Consider the following 22,042-nt stretch of genomic DNA (forward strand, 5'->3'; position numbering starts at 1 on the left):
TGAGCCAACCTCGGTCCGCGCTGTCGCAGCTCACTCAACCGTTCAACGCTGCGCGTCTTCCGCATGCTTGGATCCCGTAGGTCTTGTCGCCAGCCAGAAGAGCAGCGAGGTAAGGCTGATCGCCGCGCCCATCAGGCAGACGCCGTTCCATCCCGCATGCGTATAGGCGACCGTGGACAGAGAGGATCCGATCGCGCTGCCGAGCGAATAGAAGAGCATGTAGGCTGCCGTCAGTCGGTTCTGCGCTTCCGGACGGACGCGATAGATCAGGGCCTGGTTGGTCACGTGGACCGCCTGGAGCCCGAAGTCGAGGACGAGCACACCGGCGATCAGCCACAGGATCGAGTGATGCAGCAATGAGATCGGCAGCCATGCGATGAGCATAAGCGCGAGTGCAATCCCCGTCGTCGCCTGGCCAAATCCGCGATCGGCCCAATGGCCCGCACGAGAAGCGGCCAAAGCCCCGGCGATCCCTGCCAGACCGAAGAGGCCGACCTCGGTATGCGACATGGAGAAGGGCGGTGCGCTCAGCGGCAGGACAAGCGGGGTGAGCAGGGTCGTCACGTTCGCGAAGATCAGCATGGCGATCACGCCGCGGGTGCGCAGCACCGGCTCTTCCCAGATCAGCTTGAAGGTGGAGCCGACAAGGCGGGGGTAGCTGAGCTTGCTCGTTTCCCGTCTCTGGTGCGGCAACAACCTGTACAGCAGGCCGGCGATCAAGAGCGTTGCGACACATGATGCAAGATAGACCGATCGCCAGCCGGAGAGATCCGTCAGAAGGCCCGCGACGGTGCGTGCGGAGAGGATGCCGATCACGATGCCGCTGGTGACAAACCCCACCACCCGGCCGCGTTCTGACGGTTGGGCCAGGCTGGCCGCATAGGCGACCAGCGCCTGTGTCAGGACGGCCAGCATGCCGACCGCCGCGATCGCGGCCATCAGCATTTCGGCGTTGGCCGAAAGGGCGACGAAGCCGAGCGCGACCACTGAAAGCAGGGATTGAATGATGATGACCTTGCGGCGATCGAAAAGGTCGCCAAGAGGAACAAGCAGGACCAGGCCGAGCGCGTAGCCGATCTGCGTCGCGCCGACGATCAAACCGGCGCTTATCTGCGAAAGGCCGAGATCCGCGGCCATCACATCCAGCAGGGGATGGGCAAAATAGGCATTGGCGACCGCAAGGCCAGAGGCAAAGGCGAAGAGTGTCATCATCGGGCGCGTCAACGGTGATGCCGTGGCATCTCCGGCATTTGGGCGCGCAGCGTCGTTTGCGGCGTCGATCGACGCCGCAGCAGCTCTACCATCCATTGGACTTCTTCCTTATTTCGGTTTAATAATGAAACCAAATTTATGGATAGCGATTTGGTTTCATAATGCAACCAAAATCTCGTGGGCGCGAGAGAGGAGAGTTCGCATGGTGGCGCGCAGAAGCCTCAAGGGAGACTACTGCCCCAGCGCGCGATCTCTGGACGCGATCGGCGACTGGTGGTCGCTGCTGATCGTGCGCGATGCGTTCGACGGATTGAGACGCTTTAGTGATTTTCAGAAAAGCCTCGGCATTGCCAAGAACATCCTGACGGAGCGCCTGCGCACGCTCGTGGACCGCGGCATTCTGGAGACGGTTCCCGTCGGCGAGGCGAAAGCGCGGGTCGAGTATCAATTGACGGCGATGGGCCGGGACCTCTTTCCTGTGATGGTCGCCTTGCGCCAGTTCGGCGAAAGGCACCTCTTTCAGCCCGGCGAGGAGCATTCCCTGCTGGTCGAAAAAGAAACAGGACTGCCTGTGAAGCTCGACATCCGCACACAGGATGGCAGGCCGATCGAGGCCGACGAGACGGTCCTGATCAAGGTGCCCGAAGACAGCGGCGAACCGATCTAGCTTTAGACGAATATTCAGTTTTCTCTGCTAGCTTGCTGGAGTCCTTCCGCAGCCGGGGAAATTGGTAATGGGCGTTGTCACGCTAGACCAGGTAGAGAACCAGATCGCGCGCGGCTTTCGTTATCTGCTGTTCTCGCCGGAGATCGAGGCGCTGTTTCGCAAGGAATATGCGGCCGAGCGTGTGCGGCTCGCGGTGATCTGGGGCGTGATCGGCGTTTTCATCTACGATCTGGTCTATTTCGGCGATCGTACAATGCTGCCCGACGTGTTCAGCGAGCTGCTCGTCGCCCGTTTCCTGGTGTTCACGCCTCTTTCGTCATCGGCTGTATCCTGGCCGTGCGCCGCTGGCCGGATGCGCTTCTCTACGACGTCCTGGCGGTGGCGATCGCGGTGCTGGGCGTCACCTTGCCGATGGCCGCTGCCACGCAAAGCACCAGTTCCTACCTCTTCGTCTATCAGAACGGCAATTCCGCCGCCTTTTTGTTCTTCGTCATCGCGCTGCGGCCGCGTTTCTTTGCCGTCGTGATCGGGCTCGCGCTGATGTGCGCTTCCCATTTCACCACCACGCACCTGACCGGCGCCTTCGACGATGTCACCTATTCCGGCATCATCACCTTCTATCTGACACTGTCGATCTTCCTGGCGGTCAGCGCCTATTTTCTGGAGCAAAAGGACAGGCAGAATTTCCTCAACCAGCTAAGAGGCAGCCTTCTCTACCGCCAGCTTGAGCGTAATGCCGAACGGGATGAACTGACGGGACTGTTGAACCGTCGCTCGCTGGCGCGGGTTGGCGAGATGCTGTGGAACGACGCGCCTCGCCTGGCGCCGGTTTCGGCGATCCTGCTGGATATCGACCACTTCAAGCGGTTCAACGACGTTCACGGCCATATCGAGGGCGACGCCTGCATCCGCGCCGTCTCGCAATGCATGCGCGACACGGTGGATGAGGCCTCCTTCGTCTTCCGCTTCGGCGGTGAGGAGATGCTGGTGCTCGTGGCGGATCGGGAGCCGCTGCAGGCGTTGGCGATGGCCGAGCGTATCCGCACGGCGATCGAACGGCTCGGCATTGCACATCGCGGACTTGGCAATGGGTGCGTGACGGCAAGCCTGGGCGTCGCTTCGGCGCTTGCGACTGAGACGACGCTTGAAAAGCTGCTGCAAAACGCAGACGCGGCTCTCTACGAGGCGAAGCACATGGGCCGCAATACCGTCGCGTTGGCTAGCGCGCCCAAGGTCGGCGCGCAGGTCGCCTGAAACACGGGGATTATCGCTCAGCCAATGATCGCCTTCGGCTCGAGAAAGGCTTCGAGGCCGAAGGGCCCGAATTCACGACCGATGCCGGAATGCTTGAAGCCGCCGAAGGGAGCCTGTGCATCTGCCGGCGCCTCGTTGAGGACCACGCGTCCGGCCTCGAGTTGGCCGGCCACGCGGCGCATGCGTTCCACATCGGTGCCGAGAACGTACGATTGCAGGCCATAGTCCGTGTCGTTGGCGATGGCGACAGCCTCGTCTTCGTTGCGATAGGAAAGAACGCTGAGGACGGGGCCGAAGATTTCTTCCCGCGCGATCCGCATGTCGTTGGTGACATCGGTGAAAACGGTGGGGCGGACGAACCAGCCACGATCGAGCCCATCCGGGCGACCTTCGCCGCCTGCCAGCAGTTTTGCTCCTTCCTCCTGACCGAGACGAATATAGGACTGGACGCGCTGCCATTGTCTGGCGCTGACCATCGGGCCGATATCAGAGGTCGGATCGCTCGAAGGGCCGATCTTCAATGCTGAGACGGCGGTGGCCAGACGCGAGGTCACTTCCGCTAGCCTCCGCTCCGACACCAGAAGCCGGGTGCCGGCAATGCAGGCCTGGCCGCTGTTGCGGAAGGCGGAAGCAAGCACGTGCGGAATGGCGTGATCGAGATCGGCATCGTCGAGCAGGATCTGCGGCCCCTTGCCGCCGAGCTCCAAGGTCACGCGCTTGAAGCTTTCCGCAGCGGTTCGAAGGATCGTCTTTCCGGTGGTGGTCGAGCCGGTAAAAGTGATCTTGGCGATACCAGGGTTCTGGCTGAGCTCCGCGCCGACGACATGACCATAGCCGTTGACGAGGTTGAGCACGCCACGGGGCAGACCGGCTTCGTGCAGCGCTTCCAGCAGAGTCTGGGTCTGGATGGCGCTCATTTCCGACGGCTTGATCACGATCGTCGTGCCGGCCGCGATTGCGGTGGCGAGCTTGGTGCAGATGAAGCCGATGTTGCTGTTCCAGGGGGTGATGGCGGCGGCAACCCCAACCGGTTCCATGACGACCGCGGCGTTGCCGATCTGCCGGGTAAAGGTATAGCCAGCCACGGTCTTCGCGGCGACCTCGAAAACGTGCGAAGCATGCGGCACCGAGAAAGCGAGGAAGGACTGCGGTGCGCCGTACTCGGTCGCCATGGCCTCATGCAAGGCATCGGCGTGCGCTGCGACCGCGTCGCGCAGCGCTTGCAGCATGGCGATGCGCTCGGCCGGTGTCGTGCGCCGCATGGCCGGGAAGGCGCGCTTGGCGGCTGCAATCGCCGCGCGGGCGTCTTCCGCATCACCGAGGCGGACCTCGCCGATCTTCTCTTCGGTGGCGGGATTGAAAAGCTCGAAGCGCTCGCTGCCCTCAGGGGTCACGAAAGCGCCGTCGACATAGATCTGCTCGATCATCTTCATCGTTCGGTTTCCTGTTGTGATGAAGGGGATATGCGCCGGAAGGGTCGCCAGGATAAGATCATCAATCATAGACAGGTTGATGAGGAAAATAGCGCAATGAGACCCAGTCTGTCCGAACTCGAGGCGGTGACGACGATCGCGCGGCTCGGCGGTTTCCGCGCCGCTGCCCGCGAACTCGGCGTTTCGTCCTCCGCGCTCAGCCATGCCGTGTCGGCGCTGGAGGAGCGGCTGGATGTCCGCCTGTTCAACCGGACGACCCGGTCGGTGGCGCTCACCGCGGCGGGCGAGGCCTTCGTGGCCGAGGTTCTGCCGGCTCTCGCCGCGATCGATGGTGCCGTCGAAAGGGTGACGGAATCCCGGGCGCGGCCGACCGGGACGCTTCGGCTGAACACCTCGCCCGGGGCGGCACGCATGGTGCTGCAGCCGCTGCTGATGGAATATCTCCGGCGCTTTCCGGACATGGCGGTGGAGGTCGCGACCGACAACGCGCTGGTGGACATCGTCGCCCTCGGCTTCGATGCCGGCTTCCGGCTGACAGACGCAGTGCCGCCGGACATGATCGCAGTGCCAGTCACGCGCCAGTCGCGCATGATCGTCGTCGGATCGCCGGATTATTTCCGGGAGAGAGCGGCGCCGCAGCGACCGGCTGATCTCATGAATCACACTTGCATTCGGGCGCGCATGGCGAGCGGCCGGATTTATCACTGGGAGTTCTCGCGTCATGGCGAGAGCGTGGAGATCGATGTGCCCGGACGGCTCATTCTGGACGAGAGCGGGCTGATGCTCGAGGCGGTACTGTGTGGCGCAGGGCTGGCCTATCTCTCCGACTATGCCGTCCAGGAGCATGTCGCTGCCGGACGGCTGGTGCGGGTTCTCGATGAGTGGACGCCACCCTATGACGGCCTGTGCCTCTATTTCTCCGGCCGGCGACACGTGCCGGCAAAACTCCGGGCGTTGATCGAGCTCGTCAGAGAGTTGCGTGTCGAGGGCGGGGGCGCGGGCGTTGCGCCTTGAATCTCGATGAGAAAGTGAGACGAACCGGACAGGTTGGGCGCTCGACTGCCGTTTCGTTGGCCATGGCGAGAAACCGGAAAAACCGCCATGTTCGCCATCCCTGCCGCGTCCGGTTGACACGGTTCGCGCTCAGATGGGTAATCGTCCTCGGAGCGAAAAGTTCCGCTTCTGCAACGGGATACGGTCTCCGGCCAAGGACGCTCAGGCTCGGCGGCCAGGCGTCGAGGCAATTGGCTGGAAAAATAACATGACTATTACAGACAAGTTTATTTACGCGTGCTAAGAGACGTCGCGTTCGTTTGGCCACCCGGTCCACCGATCGCGTCGCGGCAGGCAGTGCGAACGACGCTGGACGCCACATCAAAGTTGTTTTGATCGGATCAGACGCCTTGGTCGACATGGAAACGCGCCATCAGGTCTATTTCGCCAAGCGTACCGCTTTGGTCGCCTATGCCACGCGCATCGTCGGGTCGCGTGAGACTGCCGAAGACATCGTGCAGGAGGCGTTCATCCGCTTCGCGCCGACCAATACCGACAATGGTTCCCAGGGCCTCTCGCCTGCCTATCTCTACAGGATCGTCCGCAATCTGTGCCTCGATCTTCTCAAGCGCCGGAAGATAGAGGCGCGGGAGGAACAGGACGAGCCGCCGTTCTGGTCGATGCCGATCGAGATGCCGACGCCCGAAGACATCGCCGTGGTGACCGACGAGATCCGGCGCATTTCCGGCGTCCTCGACGATCTTCCCACGGACGTTCGTGTTGCCCTTGAGATGCACCGCTTCGGTGGATACACCTTGGAAGAAATCGCCGCCCACCTGAACATCTCGGTCGCAACCGTACATCGCCATGTTCGCACCGCCATGATGCGGGTGGCGACAATTCTGGCGGGCGATGCCTCCTAGAATTTTGAGCCGGCGTGAAAAAAAATCCGCAGTAATTCGTCTTTGTGACAGACCGAATGATTCCGCTTGTGCATGTTTCCTTGAATCGTACCCGATTAAAGGATGAAAACATGCAGCAATTCAAAGTGCTACAGCGACCTTTGCGCGTCTGATAAGACGCGCGGCGCTGTAGTGTCTCGTCGAACACGTAACCAGCAGGCAGAGCTTTGACCAAGGACAACCACATACCGGAGGTGTTGCTCGAAGAGGCCATGGACTGGTTCCTCGAACTGAAGGCGCGTCCGAACTGTCGGGAGACGCAAGCCGCGTTCCGCACTTGGTTGGGCAGGTCGGAACTGCATGTCCGATCCTGGGAGACGGCATTGAAGACCTGGCAATTGCTGGGAGAAGTGCCGCCGGTTCATGAGCAGCTTTGGCGCGGGGCGACGCCGTTAGTCTCATCGGCGGCAACCACCCGCCAGCCGAAGCGTTGGGCGGCCAGAACCTTAGTTGCCGGCACCGCAGTGATGGCGCTTGCCGCCTGCCTGGTGCTGTTCGTCGCGCTCCCGTCGCTACTTGTGTGGTGGCAGGCCGATCATGCGACCGAGACCGCTGAGAGCAGGACGATCACGCTGGAGGACGGCACGACCATCCAGATGGGTGGCGGCAGTGCCATCGCCACCGAGATCAACACCGCGGCCCGGCACGTCCGGCTTCTAAAGGGCGAAGCCTATTTCGATGTCGCGCGCGACCCGTCGCGTCCGTTCGTCGTCGATGCCGGCGGCGTGGAGGTTTCGGTTCTCGGCACCTCTTTTGACGTGCAGCTTGCGAGTACGGAGACAACGGTCGAGCTCGCCCACGGCACGGTGGCCGTTTCGTATAGCGGCGAAAACCATAAGCAGAATTTCGAACTCGCGCCGGGAGAAATGGCGACGGTGGCGCATGCGACGGGTGCTGTCACCCGAAGCGCGATCGCGACCGAAGAGATCGGCGCCTGGCGCAGTGGCAAGATGTTCGTCAACAACGTCACCGTTGCGGCTGCCGCCGAGCGGCTGCAACGTTACCATTCCGCCTGGATCTCCATCCCGCAATCCGAACTCGCGGCGCGACGGGTGACGGGCGTCTATGATCTCACGGATCCCGATCACGCTCTTCAGGCATTGGTTCAGCCGTTTGGTGGCAAGGTGCGCGAGGTGACATCCTATGGCCGCGTTCTGACGCAATTTTAATTTGGACTCAAAAATTCAAGAAAAAATCGCGGACCGGTGAAAAAAAATCCGGAGCCCGTCGTCTTTGGTCCGAAGCGCCTGCCGAGAGGCAGCGCGCGGATCATCGAGACGGGGGTAAAATGAGTTCGCCGAAATGCCGCAAGGGACATCTTTCTTTCAACGCAGGATATAGCCATGCAGGACTGCGCCTGCTGACAACGACGGCGATCGTCGGGCTTTCCTCCCTTGCCTTCATGCCCCTTTCCGTCGCCTCCGCCCAAGAGACGACATCGCGTGTAGGCACGGCCCGCACGTTCAACATTCCGTCGCAACCGCTTGCAAGTGCCCTGAATGCCTTTGGGCGGCAATCCGGCCTGCAGGTGACTCTGGCTGCAGCGACGTCCGAGGGCATTCGTTCGACCGCTGTCAGCGGCACGCTGGAGCCGCAGCAGGCCCTGGCACAGCTGCTCTCAGGCACCGGCATCTCCTATAGGGTATCGGGCGGAACGGCGCTGATCGGTTCGGCCACGGCGGCCGGCAGCGGTGACGGCGTGGATGCTTCCGGCGCCACCGTCCTTGATCCGATTTCCGCCTTTGGCAGTGGACCGCTCGGCGCCGGCGAGATCGTCATCTCGTCGGAGGACCTGAAGCTGAAGAACCCCGCCAACATTGCCGACGTCTTTTCAGGGGAGCCGGGCATCGCCGTCGGCAGCTCCTTGCCAATGTCGCAGAAGGTCTATGTCCACGGCATCGAGGAAACCAGCCTTGCCGTGACCATGGACGGCGGCCGCCAGAACAACAAGGTCTTCCACCACAATGGCACGAACCTCATCGATCCGGGCCTCCTGAAGGCCGTCAGCGTCGATGCCGGCGTTGCCCCGGCCGATGCCGGCCCGGGGGCGCTCGCCGGTGTGATCGCCTATGAAACGATTGATCCGCGCGATCTGTTGGATGCCGACGCTTTCGGTGGCTTCGTTACATCCAGCTATAATTTCAACAGCGACACGGTGACCACGGGGCTCTCCGCCTATGGTATGCATGAAGGGCTTGAGTTCCTCGGCTACTTCAACTTCGGCAATGGCAACGATTTCACCGCGGGTAACGGTAAGGAGGTTGAAGGCACCAGCACCAATCTGCTGAGCGGCCTTGGCAAGCTCGCCTACGAGTTCGAGAGTGGCGACCGTTTCGAGATCAGCCACGACCGTATCAACGACGATGCGCCACGGCCGTTCCGCGCCAATGTGGGTTCGATTTCGAACCCCAAGCCGTGGGAGCCGCGCATCCGCGAGTATACGCTCGACCGGCAGAACACCGTCTTTACCTATACCGACAGCACGCCGGAGGGGTGGTGGGACCCGAAGCTCCTGCTTGCCTACAGCAAGACAGAGGTCGATCTGCCGATCTTCCCGAAGCCGGGACCGGGCGTTCCGAAGACCTATGACGCCATCGGCACGTCGGATAGTTTCAATGGCAAGTTCGAGAACAAGTTCTCTTTCGATATCGGCAATGTGATCGCCGGCATCGACTTCTACAGCGACAAGGCGGAGCTTGAGGATCTCTACGATCCCGGTACCGAGAAGGCGCGCAATGTCGGCATTTACGCGCAGGCGAGGCTTGAGCCTTGGGAGAGGACGCGCCTTTCCTTTGGCGCAAGAGGGGACAACCAGCACTTTACCGGAACAACGGGTGAGAAATGGACCAACTCGGGCTTCAGCGGCAATGTCTCGGGCGAATATGATCTCATCGAGGATCTTCTGACGGCCAAGGCCGGGTATTCGCATGTCTGGGCGGGCATTCCGCTTGCCGAGAACTTCATCATCAATCCCAACTGGGACTATGGCAACGGTCCGAAGCCGGTAACGGCAGACAATTACGTCTTGGGGTTGGAGGCCAACTACAACGGCTTCATAGTCGAGGGCAGTGTCTTCCAGACCGATCTCGATGATGCGCGCGCACCGCGCTTCCGGGCAGACCTCGGCATCGCCGCCCATGGTGTTCGCTCGCGCGGCTTCGAAATCGGTGGCGGCTACAATTGGGGTGATGGCTACTTCAAGGTGAAGTACGCCAATATCGACGTCGAAATCGACGGTAAGCCCGCCGATTCCGACCTCGGCACCTATCTCGCAGCACCCGCCGGCCAGATCATCACGCTGCAGGCGGTCCACGCGCTGGCCGACTGGGGCGTCACCTTCGGTGCCGACGCCGAGATTGCGCTCGACTACGACGACGTCGCCGCCGGCAGCAAGCCTTTCGAGGGCTACGAGGTCTTCAACGCCTTTGTCGAATATGTACCGCCGCAACGGCCGAACCTGACGCTGCGCGCCGAACTCAAGAACATCTTCGACGAAACCTATTCGGACCGGGCGACCTACGGCCAGGAGTTCGGGAACGTGACGCCGCTCTACGAGCCCGGCCGTTCCTTCATTCTGACCGCACGAGCGACTTTCTAGGCCGACGGTCCGCGATCGCGGCTGCCGTGTCCTCCCCACGGCGGTCGCCCAAGACGCTCAGGCGGCCATCCCGGGCCGACTGGGCAACAAAAAGCCTGATGACAGGAGTTCCAGATGCAAGAAGCGACCACCCACTTTGCAACGGACGACGGCCAGAAATACCTGACGCAGCTCTGCAAGCACTTCGCCCACAAGATCGACGTCGAGCAGACGGGCGATCGCGCCGAACTCCGGTTTTCCTGCGGGACCGGCTATCTCCAGGCCACACCGGATGGCCTGAGCATCCGCGCCCGCTCGCCTGGCGAGGCCGATCTCGACGATACGAAATCGGTCATCGAAAGCCATCTTCTGCGCTTCGCGTTCCGCGAGCAGCCGGGATCGCTCCACTGGCAGGCCGCCGGCTGAGCACCACTTGCTGACAACGCTCTCAATAAGAAAATTCAATGTGTTGGTCGAAAACGTCCAACGCCATTGCGCGGCTATGCGTCGCGTGCCGAGGATCGACAGGATGCAATCGTCTAGGCAAATCGCAGAAATCGCCACCTTTCAAAGCTTCGCCAACTGCTATCTGCGCGAAGTGAACCCGGGTATCCGGGTCATGCATCGAACCGCCGGCGGCACTTTCGACTGCGTGGAATGGTCCCTTCCGAGGCAACACATGATCCTGCGCGTCGAGGTGACGTCGCCGTCCCTCTGCGGCCCGCATCACTTCGGCCGGGTCTGGGGCAGGGGCGTTTCCGACGGGACATGGCGCCAGATCGAACTGATCTCGGCGCTGCACATCCTCATCCACGAGTGCTACCGCCAGGGCGATGAAAACCAGGCGGATGCCTTGCGCGGCTTTGAGCTCGAACTGCTGATGCGGGTGCTCGAAAGCTATCAGCAGACCGCACTCTATATCGACAAGGCGGAGCCCGAGCCGGCGAGCGGCGGCCATTTCATCGAGGCGGAACAGTCACTCGCCTTTGGTCATTGGCAGCATCCGACGCCGAAGAGCCGGCAGGGCATGACCTACTGGCAGCAGGAATCTTACGCGCCGGAACTGCGCGGTACGTTCAAGTTGCACTATTTTGCCGCCAAGGCGGAGGGTGTGCGGCACGCGTCCGCCCGTTCGACGGCGGCCCATGAGATTGTCCGTTCGCTGTTGGGACCGAATGCGGATGGCGTCACGCTCGGCAGCGATGAATGCCTGCTGCCGATGCATCCGCTCCAGGCGGAAGCGCTGCTGCTTGATCTCGACATTCGGTCAATGCTCGAGAAGGGGCAGTTGCGCCACCTGGGGCCCGCCGGCCGTGCCTTTACGGCGACCTCATCAGTGCGCACGGTCTATGACGCCGATGCCGACTGGATGCTCAAGTTCTCCCTGCCCGTCCGCATCACCAATTCCGTGCGTCTGAACCGACGTCAGGAGCTCGAGGCGGGCGTCGCCATGGCGAAGCTGATCGATCGCATCGGCTTTGCTGCGCGGTCCCGAAATTTCCGGATCATCCAGGACCCCGCCTATATCACGCTCGACCTGCCTGGCCGGAGCGAAAGCGGCTTCGAAGTGATCCTGCGGGAGAACCCGTTTTCGGGCGCGAAGGGCAGGGGCGTTGTGACGGTTGCCGCCCTGACGGCCGATCCACTTCCGGGCCAGGGTTCCCGCCTGGAGCGCCTCGTCCGAGCCCTCGCCGCGCGCACGGGTGAAAGCCTGCCGGGCGCGGCCCTGCTGTGGTTCCGACGTTATCTCGATTGCGCCGTCGAGCCTTTGATCCGCCTCTATGACGATTATGGCATCGCCCTTGAGGCGCACCAGCAGAACAGTCTGCTGGACATCGCTAGCGGCTATCCATCCGTCAGCTACTACCGGGACAACCAGGGCTTCTACCTCTCCGAACGTTATCGCGGCCTGATCGTCAGCCATGTTCCCGAGACGCAAACGATCCCCTCACTCTATTTTGCCGACAGCGAAATCCGCGACCGCTTCGCCTACTACCTGATCGTCAATCAGGTCTTCTCAGTCGTCAGTCGCATGGGCCATGACGGCGTCTGTGACGAGAGCCTGCTCTTGCGCGAACTGCGCCTGCATCTCGAAGGTTATGCCGCCCGCATGACCGGAGCCGGACGCGAATTCGCGCGTCATGTCCTCGACCTGCCGACGATCGCCTCCAAGGCCAATCTGACGACGCGCCTCTATGACGTGGACGAGCTGCAATCCAATCATGCGCCGACGCTGTACCGCCCCGTGTCAAACCCGTTGCGGGCGCCGGCCGTCCTGACAGCGCCGAGGACCGATCATGCCATTGCCTCTTGATCTCAAGGGACGGCCGGAGGAGCGGGTGCTTCGCCAGCTCGCCGCCGCCCTCCTATACGAAGACATCGTCGATGCCAGTGAGCACGCCCACGGGGATGCGGTCGATTTTTCTTGGTCGCTCGGCGGCCGGGATTTCCGGTGCCGCGGCGCCATTGGCCCCTTTGGACGGCTTCGCTTGATGCCGGGTTCGGTGGAGATGCGCGAGGACACGGACAGCTGGGTCGCGCCGCCGCTGGCGCAACTGGTTGCCGCCTTGCCGGGCAGCGGCCCGACGCGCGGAAAGCTGCTCGACGAGCTCACCCAGACGATCGCCTTCTGCCAGTGGAACGAACGGCACCTCCCTGCGCGGTTGCGGCGCACGATGTCCTTCGCCGAACTGGAAGGCGCACTTGATGAAGGGCATCCGTACCATCCCTGCTACAAGGCGCGCACCGGCTTTTCCTTCGCCGACCATGCGGCCTACGGACCGGAAACGGGCCGGGCATTCCAGCTCGTCTGGCTGCTGGTGGCGCGCAAACATCTTCACCAGGCAATGCCCGGCGACGAGGATGCATTCTGGCGCGCGGAACTCGGACATGAGGTGTGGGTCGAGCTGCTCGCGAAGCAGCAGCAACGCGGCGTCTCGCCGGAAGATTTCGGACTTGTCCCGCTGCACCCCTGGCAGTGGCGCGAACTGCGCGAAACTGAGCTTGCCGGTTGGATCGCATCGGGGGACGTTCATTGCCTGGGGCCGGCAGGCGACCGCTACACGGCAACGCAGTCGGTGCGCTCGCTGCTGAACCAGGACAGGCCTCTTGCGGCGAGCGTCAAGCTGCCGCTCAACATCGTCAACACCTCGTCGCGGCGGACGCTTGAGCCGCATTCGGTCTGCACGGCGCCGGTGATCTCGCGCTGGATTGCCGGGATCGTCGGGAACGATCCGGCCTTCGGCGAACGCTATCCGCTCACGATCCTGCAGGAATATGCCGGGATTATCACCGATCGCGACGGACCTTTGGCGGGCCAAGTGGCGGCGATCTGGCGCGAGAGCGCTGAAGCCACCCTTGCAACGGGCGAGGCTGCCATTCCCTTCAATGCCCTGATGATGATCGAGGCGGACGGACGCCCGTTCGCCGACGACTGGATCCGCCGCTTCGGCCTCATGCCGTGGATCAACCGGTTGATCGAGATCGCCGTCCTCCCGGTCTGGCATCTGCTCGTCCACCATGGCCTGGCGGTCGAGGCGCACGGGCAGAATATGCTGCTCGTTCATCGCGACGGCTGGCCGGTCAGGCTCATCCTGCGCGATTTCCACGAGAGCATCGAGTTCTCGCCGGGCTTTTTGCGCGAGCCGGAAAAGGCGCCGGACTTCCTGGCACTGAACCCAGTCTACCGTGATGCCGAGCCGGACCAGTTCTACTGGACGGACAATCTGGATTCGCTGCGCGAATTGGTGATGGACACGCTGTTCGTCTACAATCTCAGCGAGATCTCCCATCTTCTCGACCACTGCTACGATCTGCCGGAAACGCTTTTCTGGCAGCGGGTCCAAACCGTGCTTGCGTCCTATGAGAGCGAGCAAGGGGCGACCGAGCGGCTGAGCCAGCTCGGCTGTGGCCAATCCCGCATTCTCACCGAATCCCTGATGACGAGGAAGCTCCTCGCGCTCAAGCCGGAATACCACCACACGGTGCCGAACAGCTTGGCCGCGAAAGCGCTTCAACGAAGGAGAAAGTCATGATCCGCATCGATGACAGGCTCTACGACGAGTCCTATTTCAGCGAAACATCGGCACGATTGGCCGCCGAGATCGGCCTTTCTGACCGTGACAACGGCCGCTACGCCGTCTGCTTTCCGGAAACTGTCGACTGGCTGGCGCTGTTTTTCGCCATCCGCAAGGCGGGTGCGAGCGTGCTGCCGATCCATCCCGGTACGCCCTATGCGGCCGCACGCAAGCTCGCAATCGGCGCCGGTTGCGACCGGCTGTTCTATAACAGCCTGACGGCCGAAGTTCTCGATAAGCCCGAGCTGGGGTCGCCGCAGGGCACGCTGTTGCAGATGAGTTCCGGGACGACAGGCGCGCCGAAATGCGTGGCGCGAAGCTGGGCGGAAATCGACGCCGAAATCGAAAGCTATGTTCGCACGTTCGGCGAGCCGGAGGATATGACGCCGGTCATCGCCTGCCCGACCACCCATTCCTACGGGCTGATCTGCGGCATTCTGGTGGCACTGAAGCGCGGCCAGACGCCCGTGATCGTCAACACCGGGAACCCGAAATATCTGCTGAAGGTGCTGCGCGAAACGGAGCGGCCGTTGCTCTATTCGTCGCCGGCGATCCTGCACACGCTTGCGCGGCTTCTGCCCCAGGGCGAACAGATCCACGCGACGATGACGTCCGGCACCCTGCTCCCCGATCCATGGTTTGCCGATATTCGCGCCAAGAGCCGGTTCATGTTCCAGCAATATGGCTGCTCCGAATCCGGTTGCATCGCCATCAATCCGGATGTCGCTGCCGCTGGCGACATGGGCTTCGTGCTACCGCATCTTTTCGCGGAAACGGGCAGAAGTGTCGAAGACTCCGGAGAGATTGTCGTCAGGAATGGCGATGGCGCGCCAATCCACACGCGCGATCTCGGCTATCGCCGCGCCGACGGCATGTTGGTCTTCGTCTCGCGTTTGGACGACATGATCAATGTCTCCGGCCTCAACGTCTACCCGAAGGACGTGGAGGATGCCGTCATGGCCATGCCCGCGATCACCGATGCGGTCGCCTTCCGCAAGAGCGACCGTTTTGCCGGGGAGCGCGTCGCGCTGCTCTTCAGCGCCGAGGTGCCGGTAGCGCCGCAGGCGGTACGCGAATGGTGCAGCCGCCATCTCGCCGGGCATCAGTTGCCGATGGAGATCCTGCAGGTCGATGCGGTTCCGCGTCAGGCGAACGGCAAGATCAGCCGTCGCGATGTCGCGGCGCGCCATCTGGCAGGGGAGTTCAACAGGCCAATGGCGGGAGCTGCATCATGAGCGAGAACGAAATCCTGGCGGCGATCGAGACTGTCCTCACCGAAAAGATGGCACATGGGCATATGGAGGGGTTCGGCCCGGATGCCCGCCTCAACGAAGACCTCTATCTCGATTCCGTGCTGATCCTCGAGATCTTCCTCAATCTCGAACTTGAATACGGGCTATCGGTGCCAGAGGAGGCGATCGCGAAACAGGAGATCGAGACGGTCGCCGATTTCGTCGCTCTCTATTTGCCGAAGACAACGGGTACCGTCGTTCCGGCCTTTCCGCTCACGGGCGGGACGACCGACGAGGGTGTTCATGGCGAGGCCTACTACGACATCAAGGTCCATTGCTTCGTCAGCTGCGTTTCCGATGGATTGAAGCGAAACGGGCTGGACCAGCGGCCGTTCTATTTCGGCGTCTGGGACGCGAAGTTCGCGGTCAGTGACAGTTTCGCGCTTCTCTACCATGCACCCGATATCACCCAGGAATTCTTCCGCGGCTGGTTCGAACGGCTCTACGGCGTCTCCGTCGTCGAATGGTACGATCCGGAGCGCACCAAGCTCGACAACCTCGCAGTCCTGCTCGGTCTTCTCAAGCAGCGTAGCGAAACCGGCTCGGTCATGGTCATGCTCGACATGTTCCACCTGCCGGAGCGCGAGAACAAGTTCAATCAGAACCCCTTCCCGCACTACCTCATGCTGCAGGAAACCGCCGATCCCGAGACCTGGTTCGTGCACGACCCCGACTATCGTTGGGAAGGCGAGATCGCCAAGGAAAAGGTCATTCACGCCATCATGCAGCCGACAGTCGGCGGCGGCTATGTCTTCGATAACGCCGAAGCGCGCGCGCCGTACGCGGAAGACCTGAAAGCCTATTTCGAAGCGTGCTTCGTTCGTGACCGGAACCCGATTGTCGATGCCGTCCGCGAAATCGTCACCGCGCACCTCGACGAACGAGACGGGCTCACGCTCTCGAATCTTGGCGCCGCGGTGCGCGAACTGCCCGTCATCACCATCCGCAAATATGCCTATGAGCATGGCTTTGCCTTCTACTGGCGGGCACTGAAGCTACCGGCGGCGGAATTCGAGAAATGGTGCGAGGAAATCGAGGCGCTGGTTCAGGCGCTGAAGACCCTGCACTACGCCTGCATGAAGCTGGCCCAGGCGGGGGATCGCTCCCTGGCCGGAGCAGTCTTCGAGCGCCTCGACGAAGCCGACCGGTTGGAGACGAAGCTTAAGGCAAAGCTCGCCGAGGTCTTCGATCTCTGGTCCGACCTCGTCCTTCCCGCAGAAGTTCCCCCATTGAAGAGGGTCGCACGATGAGAGTTTCGCTCTGCACCATCACCTTCCGGCATCATCTCATCTCGCTCGACGAGATCGCCACCTGGGCCGGGGCCAACGATTTCCAGGGCATCGAACTCTGGGGCGCGCATGCGCGCAACCTGGCGCCGCGCTCGGACCGCAACGCCGAATGGCTCGACGGCTACGGCCTGTCCGTGCCGATGATCAGCGACTACTTGCCGCTTGATGGCGATACCGAAGCGTTGCGGCACAAGACGGTGGAGCTTTGCAGGCTTGCCCGCCGTTGGCGCACCCGCAAGATCCGCACCTTCGCCGGAAGCCGCGGCAGTCTGGCCGTCGGGGCGGAAGAGCGGCGGCAGACCATCGCTCGCCTGAAGGAGATCTGCGAGATTACCGCCAGCTACGGCATTCACCTGCTTGCCGAGACGCACCCGAAGACACTGGCCGACACGGCGGCCTCGACCATGCAATTGATCGAAGAGGTCGACCATTCCCATTTCGCTGTTAATTTCGACACGCTGCATGTTTGGGAGGGTGGTGACGATCCGGTCACGGTTCACCGGGCCATGAAGCCGCATATCCGCCACTACCACCTGAAGAACATTGTCGATCGGGTCGACCTGTCCGTCTTCGAACCGGCCAATGTCTATGCCGCCGCCGGTAGCAGGCGCGGCATGACACCGTTGTTCGAGGGCACCGTCGACTACGATCGATTCCTCCGGGAGATTTCAGGCGATCCCCTGGCCGATGCATCGCTGGAGTGGTTCGGCAATGATTGCCTGGACACCCTAAGGCGCGACCGCAGGCAGCTGCGCCAGGCGATCGAAGGCGGCGAGCGCCCGCTGCGAACGGCAAACGTCTAACGACACCAAGGTAATGCGTCAGTCGGAAAGCGTGACCGCGGCCTTCTCAATCAGCGCGGCGACAGCCGCCGGCTGGGACATGAAGACTGCGTGGCTGGCTTTGACTTCGACCGGTTCGCTCCCGGCGCGCTTCGCCATCTCCCGCATCAGATCGGGATGAATGGCCCGATCGTCGGTGGCGATCAGCGCCCAGCTCTTCTTGCTTTTCCACGCCGGTGCCGTGATCTTAGTCTCGAAGGCGGCCTTCGCGGGGAAGACCTGGGATTGCGCCATGAAGCGAGCCTCGTCCGCGGGGATATCGGCGGCAAAATCCTGAGCGAAAGCCCTCGGGTCGAGGTAGAGATAACCGTCCTTCGTCGCCGCGATGCTCTTGGTTGCCGCGGGTGTCCGGGCGGCGAGGTCGAGCAGGGTCTCGCCTGCATCCGGCTGGAACGCCGCCACATAGACGAGGCCCGCGACGTTGTCGGCGCTTCCCGCTTCGGTCACCACCATGCCGCCATAGCTGTGGCCGACAAGAATGGACGGACCGGCCTGCAGGTCGAGGATGCGCTTGGTTGCAGTGACATCGTCGCCAAGCGAGGTCATCGGCGGCTGGACGACGGAGACGTTGAAACCCTTGGCACTCAAGAGGTCGAAGACCTTGCGCCAGCCAGAGCCATCGGCAAGTGCTCCGTGCACGATGACGACGTTCCTTATGGGATCGGCAAAAGCCTGCCCGAAGGGGGCAACCACCATTGCCAAGAGAGTGGCTGCCAGAATTCTTATTGTTCGCATTTCGAAAATCCTTTCCTGTTGGGTGCGGTTTCCCCTGGTACGGCGTCTTTTCCGGGACGGTGACGCTTCTCGGTTTTTGGAAGACGCAGGCGACCGCTCGCTGCCGGACAGGCAACGCGAGGCCATTCGTCTTCAAAGGTGTTAGTGTTCAGCCGGCGCTACGGAAAGAGGAGTGCCTCTTGCCCGGCGGCGGTCCGCCGCCCCGCGGTCAGCGCCATGACCGATGCGGCGATGGCGCTGCGGTCGAGACGGAAATGCCGGTAGAGATCGCCGATCGTCCCGGTCTGGCCGAAATGTTCGACGCCATGCGGGATCGTCCGGTGGCCGCCGACGGCACCGAGCCAGGAAAGCGTCGCCGGATGGCCGTCGATGACGGTGACGATGGCGCAATGGCCCGGCAGGGGATCGAGCAGTCGTTCGATATGGCTTCGCGCCTGCGGATTGCCGCGGGCACGTTCGCGCTGCGCCGCCGTCCAGCCGGCATTGAGCCGGTCGGCGGAAGTGACGGCGAGCACGCCGATGTCGCGGCGGACCTCTCCGATCATGCCGGCCGCCGCAATCGCCTCGTCGGCGACCGCCCCCTGATAGGCGATGACGACAGCACAGTTGGGCCCGGGTTTCCTCAGCCAATAGGCGCCGTCGATCGCTCCCTGGCGGAAATCGTCATCGACCCGCTTCAGCGGCTGTTCGAGCGGCTTGGTGGTGAGCCTCAGATAGACCGAGCCGCCAGTCTCGTCGCGCAGCCACGTGCGTTCGTCCGGGTCGTTGTCGCCGTCGCGCTGCATGTAGTTAAAGGCCCATTCCATGATGACCGCGAGCTCGTCGGCAAAGGCGGGCTCAAAGGCCGCCAGACCATCCTGGCTGATCCCGATCAGCGGCGTGCCGATCGACTGATGCGCGCCACCTTCCGGAGCCAGCGTCACGCCGGAGGGCGTGCCGACGATCATGAAGCGGGCATCCTGGTAGCAGGCGTAGTTCAGCGCATCGAGGCCGCGGCAGACGAACGGGTCATAGACCGTGCCGATCGGGATCAGCCGTTTGCCGAACAGCGAGTGGCTGAGGCCGGCGGCACCGAGCAGCAGGAAGAGGTTCATCTCGGCAATGCCGAGCTCGACATGCTGCCCTTCCGGTGTGAACTCCCATTTTGCCGTCGAGGCGATGCGGTGTTCGATGAAGGCATCGGCCAGCGGCTGGCGCGCGAAGAGCTTGCGTCGGTTCACCCAGGCGCCGAGGCTCGTGGTGCCGGTCACATCCGGCGATGTCGTCAAAATGCGCTCGGCGAGGTCTGATTTGCCTTTGGCAAGATCGTCGAGGATCTTGCCGAAGGCCATCTGCGTCGAGATCTCGCGCTGCGTCTCGAAGGCGATATGCGGCACCTCCAGCCGGTGATCGGCATGGCGACGCGTCTCTGAAGCGAAGAAGGGCACCGAGGCGAGGAACGTTTCGAGCGCTTTGCGATCCGGCACCCCGGCAAAGGGTTCCCACTCCTCGCCGGGCGCCACGCCCATATGTGCCTGCCACTCGGCGAACTGGGCCGTTGTCATCAGGCCGCCGTGGTTGTCCTTGTGGCCGGCGATCGGCGTGTTCCAGCCCTTGATCGTATAGGCGAGGAAGCAGGTCGGCCGGTCGTGGTCGATGGCGGCGAAGGTCTCCGCCATCGTCTCGACGCAGTTGCCGCCGAGGTTTTCCATCAGCGCTGAAAGCTCGGCATCGCTGCGCCGGTCGATCAGCGCGGAGACGTCGCCCTGGTCGCCGAGATCGTCGGCGAGGCGCTTGCGCCAGACGGCACCGCCCATGAAGGTAAGCGCCGCATATTCCTGGTTGGAGCAGCGGTCGATCCAGTCGCGCAGCTTCTCGCCGCCGGGCTCGGCAAAGGCCGCGCGTTGCAGCACGCCATACTTGACCCGCACCACGTCCCAGCCGAAAGCGCTGAAGATCTTTTCCACCCGCTCGAACAGGCCCTCGCGCACGATGCCGTCAAGGGACTGCCTGTTGTAGTCGATGATCCACCAGCAATTGCGCAGGTCGTTCTTCCAGCCCTCCTGCAGCGTTTCGTAAACATTGCCCTCGTCAAGCTCGGCGTCGCCGACGAGCGCCACCATGCGGCCGAGCTTGCCCTCTCCCCATTCCTTGGCGCGGACGAAATCCTGGACGATCGAGGCGAGCGCGGTGATGCCGACGCCGAGCCCGACGGAGCCGGTGGAGAAGTCGACGTCGTCGACATCCTTCGTCCGGCTCGGATAGCTCTGCGCCCCGCCATAGCCGCGGAAGTTCACGAGTTTCTCGCGCATTTGCCTGCCCATCAGATACTGCATCGCATGGAACACCGGGGCCGCATGCGGCTTGACAGCGACGCGATCTTCCGGCCGGAGCGCCGAGAAATAGAGCGCGGTCATGATCGAGACGACCGACGCGGAGCTTGCCTGGTGTCCTCCGGTCTTGATGCCGTCGACCTTCGGACGGATATGGTTAGCGTGATGGATCATCCAGTGGGAGAGCCAGAGCAGGCGCTTTTCGATCGTCTTGAGATGGCTGGTGTCGGTCATCGCCGTGTTCCGATGGAGAGAGACGAAAAGGTGACGGAGTGCAAGCGGCGCGTCAGCCGTCCTTATAGTAGTAGCTGTAGCCGTTGAGAGCCGGCGCGCCGCCGAGATGAGCGTAGAGCACGCGCGAACCCTCGGGGAAGAAGCCCTTGCGGGTGAGATCAATCATGCCCTGCATGGATTTGCCCTCATACACCGGATCGGTGATCATCGCTTCGGTTCGCGCCGCAAGCCGGATCGCCTCGTTGGTTTCTTCCGATGGTACGCCATAGGCGGGGTAGGCGTAATCGGGATTGATGACGATCTCGTCGTCGCGGATCGGCCTCTCGAGGCGAACCAGTTCGGCGGTAGCATCGACGATGTTGCGCACCTGCGTGCGGGTCTGTTCAAGCGTACCCGACGCATCGATGCCGATCACCCGCTCGGCGCGGTTCTGCGCGGCGAAACCGACGATCATGCCCCCTTGAGTCGAGCCGGTAACGACGCAGACGACGATGTAGTCGAAGGTGAAGCCGAGCGCCTTCTCCTGTTCAGCCACCTCTTCGGCAAAGCCGACGTAACCGAGCGCGCCGTATTTGTGCACCGAAGCGCCGGCCGGGATCGGATAGGGCTTGCCGCCGGCATCCTTCACTGACTGGATCGCATCTTCCCAGCTCTTGCGGATGCCGATATCGAAGCCGTCATCGACCAGCCGGCTGTCCGCCCCCATCAGCCGCGTCATCAGGATGTTGCCGACGCGGTCATAAACCGCATCATAGTGCGGCACCCATTTTTCCTGGATGACGACGCATTTCATGCCGATCTTGGCGGCGGTCGCAGCGACCATCCGCGTATGGTTCGACTGCACGCCGCCGATCGAAACCAGGGTGTCAGCGCCGGAGGCGATCGCATCCGGAACGATGTATTCGAGTTTCCGGAGTTTGTTGCCGCCCATGGCGAGACCGGAATTGCAGTCTTCGCGCTTGGCATAGATCTCGACTTTTCCGCCAAGTGCTGCCGTCAGCCGCGGCAGATGCTCGATCGGCGTCGGGCCGAAGGTGAGCGGGTAGCGTTCGAACTTTTCGAGCAGTGACATTGATCCAGGCCTCCGTGTGAAAATTGTGAGCGAAGGATAGGTGAAGTCGCGTGAAAGGTGCTCTCTAATTTCCTGTTCTGATTTTTGCAGAT

Annotated in this window: 18 protein-coding genes; 13 read left to right on the plus strand and 5 right to left on the minus strand. The window is 62.4% G+C overall.

All coding sequences use genetic code 11. From position 1 onward, the window contains the following. Window positions 1-42: 42 nt before the first annotated feature. Window positions 43-1,308 carry an MFS transporter gene (locus ACTJKM_RS08000; RefSeq protein WP_113512118.1) on the minus strand — a complete coding sequence of 422 codons (1,266 nt, stop codon included), beginning with the start codon at window positions 1,306-1,308 and terminating at the stop codon, window positions 43-45. Between the two features lie 106 nt (window positions 1,309-1,414). Between ACTJKM_RS08000 and ACTJKM_RS08005 the strand changes: the two genes are divergently transcribed. The 3 genes from ACTJKM_RS08005 (at window position 1,415) to ACTJKM_RS08015 (ending at window position 3,133) form a co-directional block, all read left to right on the plus strand. Beyond that, window positions 1,415-1,879 carry a winged helix-turn-helix transcriptional regulator gene (locus ACTJKM_RS08005; RefSeq protein WP_058322093.1) on the plus strand — a complete coding sequence of 155 codons (465 nt, stop codon included), beginning with the start codon at window positions 1,415-1,417 and terminating at the stop codon, window positions 1,877-1,879. Between the two features lie 67 nt (window positions 1,880-1,946). Then, window positions 1,947-2,405 (plus strand): hypothetical protein, encoded by a 459-nt coding sequence (locus tag ACTJKM_RS08010; RefSeq protein WP_440660167.1) that lies wholly within the window; start codon window positions 1,947-1,949, stop codon window positions 2,403-2,405. Next, window positions 2,291-3,133 carry a GGDEF domain-containing protein gene (locus ACTJKM_RS08015; RefSeq protein WP_440660168.1) on the plus strand — a complete coding sequence of 281 codons (843 nt, stop codon included), beginning with the start codon at window positions 2,291-2,293 and terminating at the stop codon, window positions 3,131-3,133. The genes ACTJKM_RS08010 and ACTJKM_RS08015 overlap by 115 nt, the downstream gene beginning before the upstream one ends. 17 nt (window positions 3,134-3,150) lie before the next feature. On the opposite strand, the gene ACTJKM_RS08020 is transcribed toward ACTJKM_RS08015, so the two are convergent. Beyond that, window positions 3,151-4,566 (minus strand): aldehyde dehydrogenase family protein, encoded by a 1,416-nt coding sequence (locus tag ACTJKM_RS08020; protein WP_440660170.1) that lies wholly within the window; start codon window positions 4,564-4,566, stop codon window positions 3,151-3,153. 96 nt (window positions 4,567-4,662) lie between these two features. Between ACTJKM_RS08020 and ACTJKM_RS08025 the strand changes: the two genes are divergently transcribed. From ACTJKM_RS08025 to ACTJKM_RS08070, 10 genes are all read left to right on the plus strand, one after another. Next, window positions 4,663-5,580, plus strand: coding sequence for a LysR family transcriptional regulator (locus tag ACTJKM_RS08025; RefSeq protein WP_058330041.1), 918 nt, complete (start codon window positions 4,663-4,665; stop codon window positions 5,578-5,580). A 398-nt stretch (window positions 5,581-5,978) separates the two neighbouring features. Then, window positions 5,979-6,482, plus strand: coding sequence for an RNA polymerase sigma factor (locus tag ACTJKM_RS08030; protein WP_058330143.1), 504 nt, complete (start codon window positions 5,979-5,981; stop codon window positions 6,480-6,482). 206 nt (window positions 6,483-6,688) lie between these two features. Further along, window positions 6,689-7,690, plus strand: coding sequence for a FecR family protein (locus tag ACTJKM_RS08035; RefSeq protein WP_058330040.1), 1,002 nt, complete (start codon window positions 6,689-6,691; stop codon window positions 7,688-7,690). A gap of 119 nt (window positions 7,691-7,809) precedes the next feature. Further along, window positions 7,810-10,119 (plus strand): TonB-dependent receptor, encoded by a 2,310-nt coding sequence (locus ACTJKM_RS08040; protein WP_058330039.1) that lies wholly within the window; start codon window positions 7,810-7,812, stop codon window positions 10,117-10,119. A 114-nt stretch (window positions 10,120-10,233) separates the two neighbouring features. Then, window positions 10,234-10,524: a DUF2218 domain-containing protein gene (locus ACTJKM_RS08045; protein ID WP_058330038.1), complete on the plus strand. Its 291-nt coding sequence runs from the start codon at window positions 10,234-10,236 to the stop codon at window positions 10,522-10,524. A 103-nt stretch (window positions 10,525-10,627) separates the two neighbouring features. Then, on the plus strand, window positions 10,628-12,412 hold the full coding sequence (locus tag ACTJKM_RS08050; RefSeq protein ID WP_440660173.1) for an IucA/IucC family protein: 1,785 nt from the start codon (window positions 10,628-10,630) through the stop codon (window positions 12,410-12,412). Further along, complete coding sequence (locus ACTJKM_RS08055) at window positions 12,396-14,132, plus strand: IucA/IucC family protein (RefSeq protein WP_058330037.1); 1,737 nt, start codon at window positions 12,396-12,398, stop codon at window positions 14,130-14,132. Before ACTJKM_RS08050 ends, ACTJKM_RS08055 begins: the two co-directional genes overlap by 17 nt. Then, window positions 14,129-15,409 (plus strand): AMP-binding protein, encoded by a 1,281-nt coding sequence (locus ACTJKM_RS08060; RefSeq protein ID WP_113512107.1) that lies wholly within the window; start codon window positions 14,129-14,131, stop codon window positions 15,407-15,409. Before ACTJKM_RS08055 ends, ACTJKM_RS08060 begins: the two co-directional genes overlap by 4 nt. Continuing rightward, entirely contained in the window at window positions 15,406-16,716 is a 1,311-nt protein-coding gene (locus ACTJKM_RS08065) for a DUF6005 family protein (RefSeq protein ID WP_058330035.1), read from the plus strand. The genes ACTJKM_RS08060 and ACTJKM_RS08065 overlap by 4 nt, the downstream gene beginning before the upstream one ends. Then, entirely contained in the window at window positions 16,713-17,558 is an 846-nt protein-coding gene (locus ACTJKM_RS08070) for a sugar phosphate isomerase/epimerase family protein (RefSeq protein ID WP_058330034.1), read from the plus strand. Before ACTJKM_RS08065 ends, ACTJKM_RS08070 begins: the two co-directional genes overlap by 4 nt. Before the next feature lie 18 nt (window positions 17,559-17,576). Here ACTJKM_RS08070 and ACTJKM_RS08075 read toward each other — a convergent pair whose 3' ends face one another. The 3 genes from ACTJKM_RS08075 to ACTJKM_RS08085 form a co-directional block, all read right to left on the minus strand. Continuing rightward, window positions 17,577-18,293, minus strand: a complete 717-nt coding sequence (locus ACTJKM_RS08075) for an alpha/beta fold hydrolase (protein ID WP_440635976.1) — start codon at window positions 18,291-18,293, stop codon at window positions 17,577-17,579. Between the two features lie 197 nt (window positions 18,294-18,490). After that, on the minus strand, window positions 18,491-20,878 hold the full coding sequence (locus tag ACTJKM_RS08080) for a 1-deoxy-D-xylulose-5-phosphate synthase N-terminal domain-containing protein (RefSeq protein ID WP_058330032.1): 2,388 nt from the start codon (window positions 20,876-20,878) through the stop codon (window positions 18,491-18,493). A gap of 52 nt (window positions 20,879-20,930) precedes the next feature. Continuing rightward, window positions 20,931-21,950 carry a 1-aminocyclopropane-1-carboxylate deaminase gene (locus tag ACTJKM_RS08085; protein WP_440660175.1) on the minus strand — a complete coding sequence of 340 codons (1,020 nt, stop codon included), beginning with the start codon at window positions 21,948-21,950 and terminating at the stop codon, window positions 20,931-20,933. Between the last annotated feature and the right edge of the window lie 92 nt (window positions 21,951-22,042).

Origin of the sequence: Ensifer sp. 22460 (assembly GCF_052044935.1) — a bacterium.
In the GTDB taxonomy this organism is placed as follows: Bacteria; Pseudomonadota; Alphaproteobacteria; order Rhizobiales; family Rhizobiaceae; genus Ensifer.

Excerpts from the sequence above, each read along its gene's own strand:
- ACTJKM_RS08000 (WP_113512118.1), bottom strand. The coding sequence starts at position 1,308 with ATGGATGGTAGAGCTGCTGCGGCGTCGATCGACGCCGCAAACGACGCT.
- ACTJKM_RS08005 (WP_058322093.1), top strand. The coding sequence starts at position 1,415 with ATGGTGGCGCGCAGAAGCCTCAAGGGAGACTACTGCCCCAGCGCGCGA.
- ACTJKM_RS08010 (WP_440660167.1), top strand. The coding sequence starts at position 1,947 with ATGGGCGTTGTCACGCTAGACCAGGTAGAGAACCAGATCGCGCGCGGC.
- ACTJKM_RS08015 (WP_440660168.1), top strand. The coding sequence starts at position 2,291 with ATGGCCGCTGCCACGCAAAGCACCAGTTCCTACCTCTTCGTCTATCAG.
- ACTJKM_RS08020 (WP_440660170.1), bottom strand. The coding sequence starts at position 4,566 with ATGAAGATGATCGAGCAGATCTATGTCGACGGCGCTTTCGTGACCCCT.
- ACTJKM_RS08025 (WP_058330041.1), top strand. The coding sequence starts at position 4,663 with ATGAGACCCAGTCTGTCCGAACTCGAGGCGGTGACGACGATCGCGCGG.
- ACTJKM_RS08030 (WP_058330143.1), top strand. The coding sequence starts at position 5,979 with ATGGAAACGCGCCATCAGGTCTATTTCGCCAAGCGTACCGCTTTGGTC.
- ACTJKM_RS08040 (WP_058330039.1), top strand. The coding sequence starts at position 7,810 with ATGAGTTCGCCGAAATGCCGCAAGGGACATCTTTCTTTCAACGCAGGA.
- ACTJKM_RS08045 (WP_058330038.1), top strand. The coding sequence starts at position 10,234 with ATGCAAGAAGCGACCACCCACTTTGCAACGGACGACGGCCAGAAATAC.
- ACTJKM_RS08050 (WP_440660173.1), top strand. The coding sequence starts at position 10,628 with ATGCAATCGTCTAGGCAAATCGCAGAAATCGCCACCTTTCAAAGCTTC.
- ACTJKM_RS08055 (WP_058330037.1), top strand. The coding sequence starts at position 12,396 with ATGCCATTGCCTCTTGATCTCAAGGGACGGCCGGAGGAGCGGGTGCTT.
- ACTJKM_RS08060 (WP_113512107.1), top strand. The coding sequence starts at position 14,129 with ATGATCCGCATCGATGACAGGCTCTACGACGAGTCCTATTTCAGCGAA.
- ACTJKM_RS08065 (WP_058330035.1), top strand. The coding sequence starts at position 15,406 with ATGAGCGAGAACGAAATCCTGGCGGCGATCGAGACTGTCCTCACCGAA.
- ACTJKM_RS08070 (WP_058330034.1), top strand. The coding sequence starts at position 16,713 with ATGAGAGTTTCGCTCTGCACCATCACCTTCCGGCATCATCTCATCTCG.
- ACTJKM_RS08075 (WP_440635976.1), bottom strand. The coding sequence starts at position 18,293 with ATGGTGGTTGCCCCCTTCGGGCAGGCTTTTGCCGATCCCATAAGGAAC.
- ACTJKM_RS08080 (WP_058330032.1), bottom strand. The coding sequence starts at position 20,878 with ATGACCGACACCAGCCATCTCAAGACGATCGAAAAGCGCCTGCTCTGG.
- ACTJKM_RS08085 (WP_440660175.1), bottom strand. The coding sequence starts at position 21,950 with ATGTCACTGCTCGAAAAGTTCGAACGCTACCCGCTCACCTTCGGCCCG.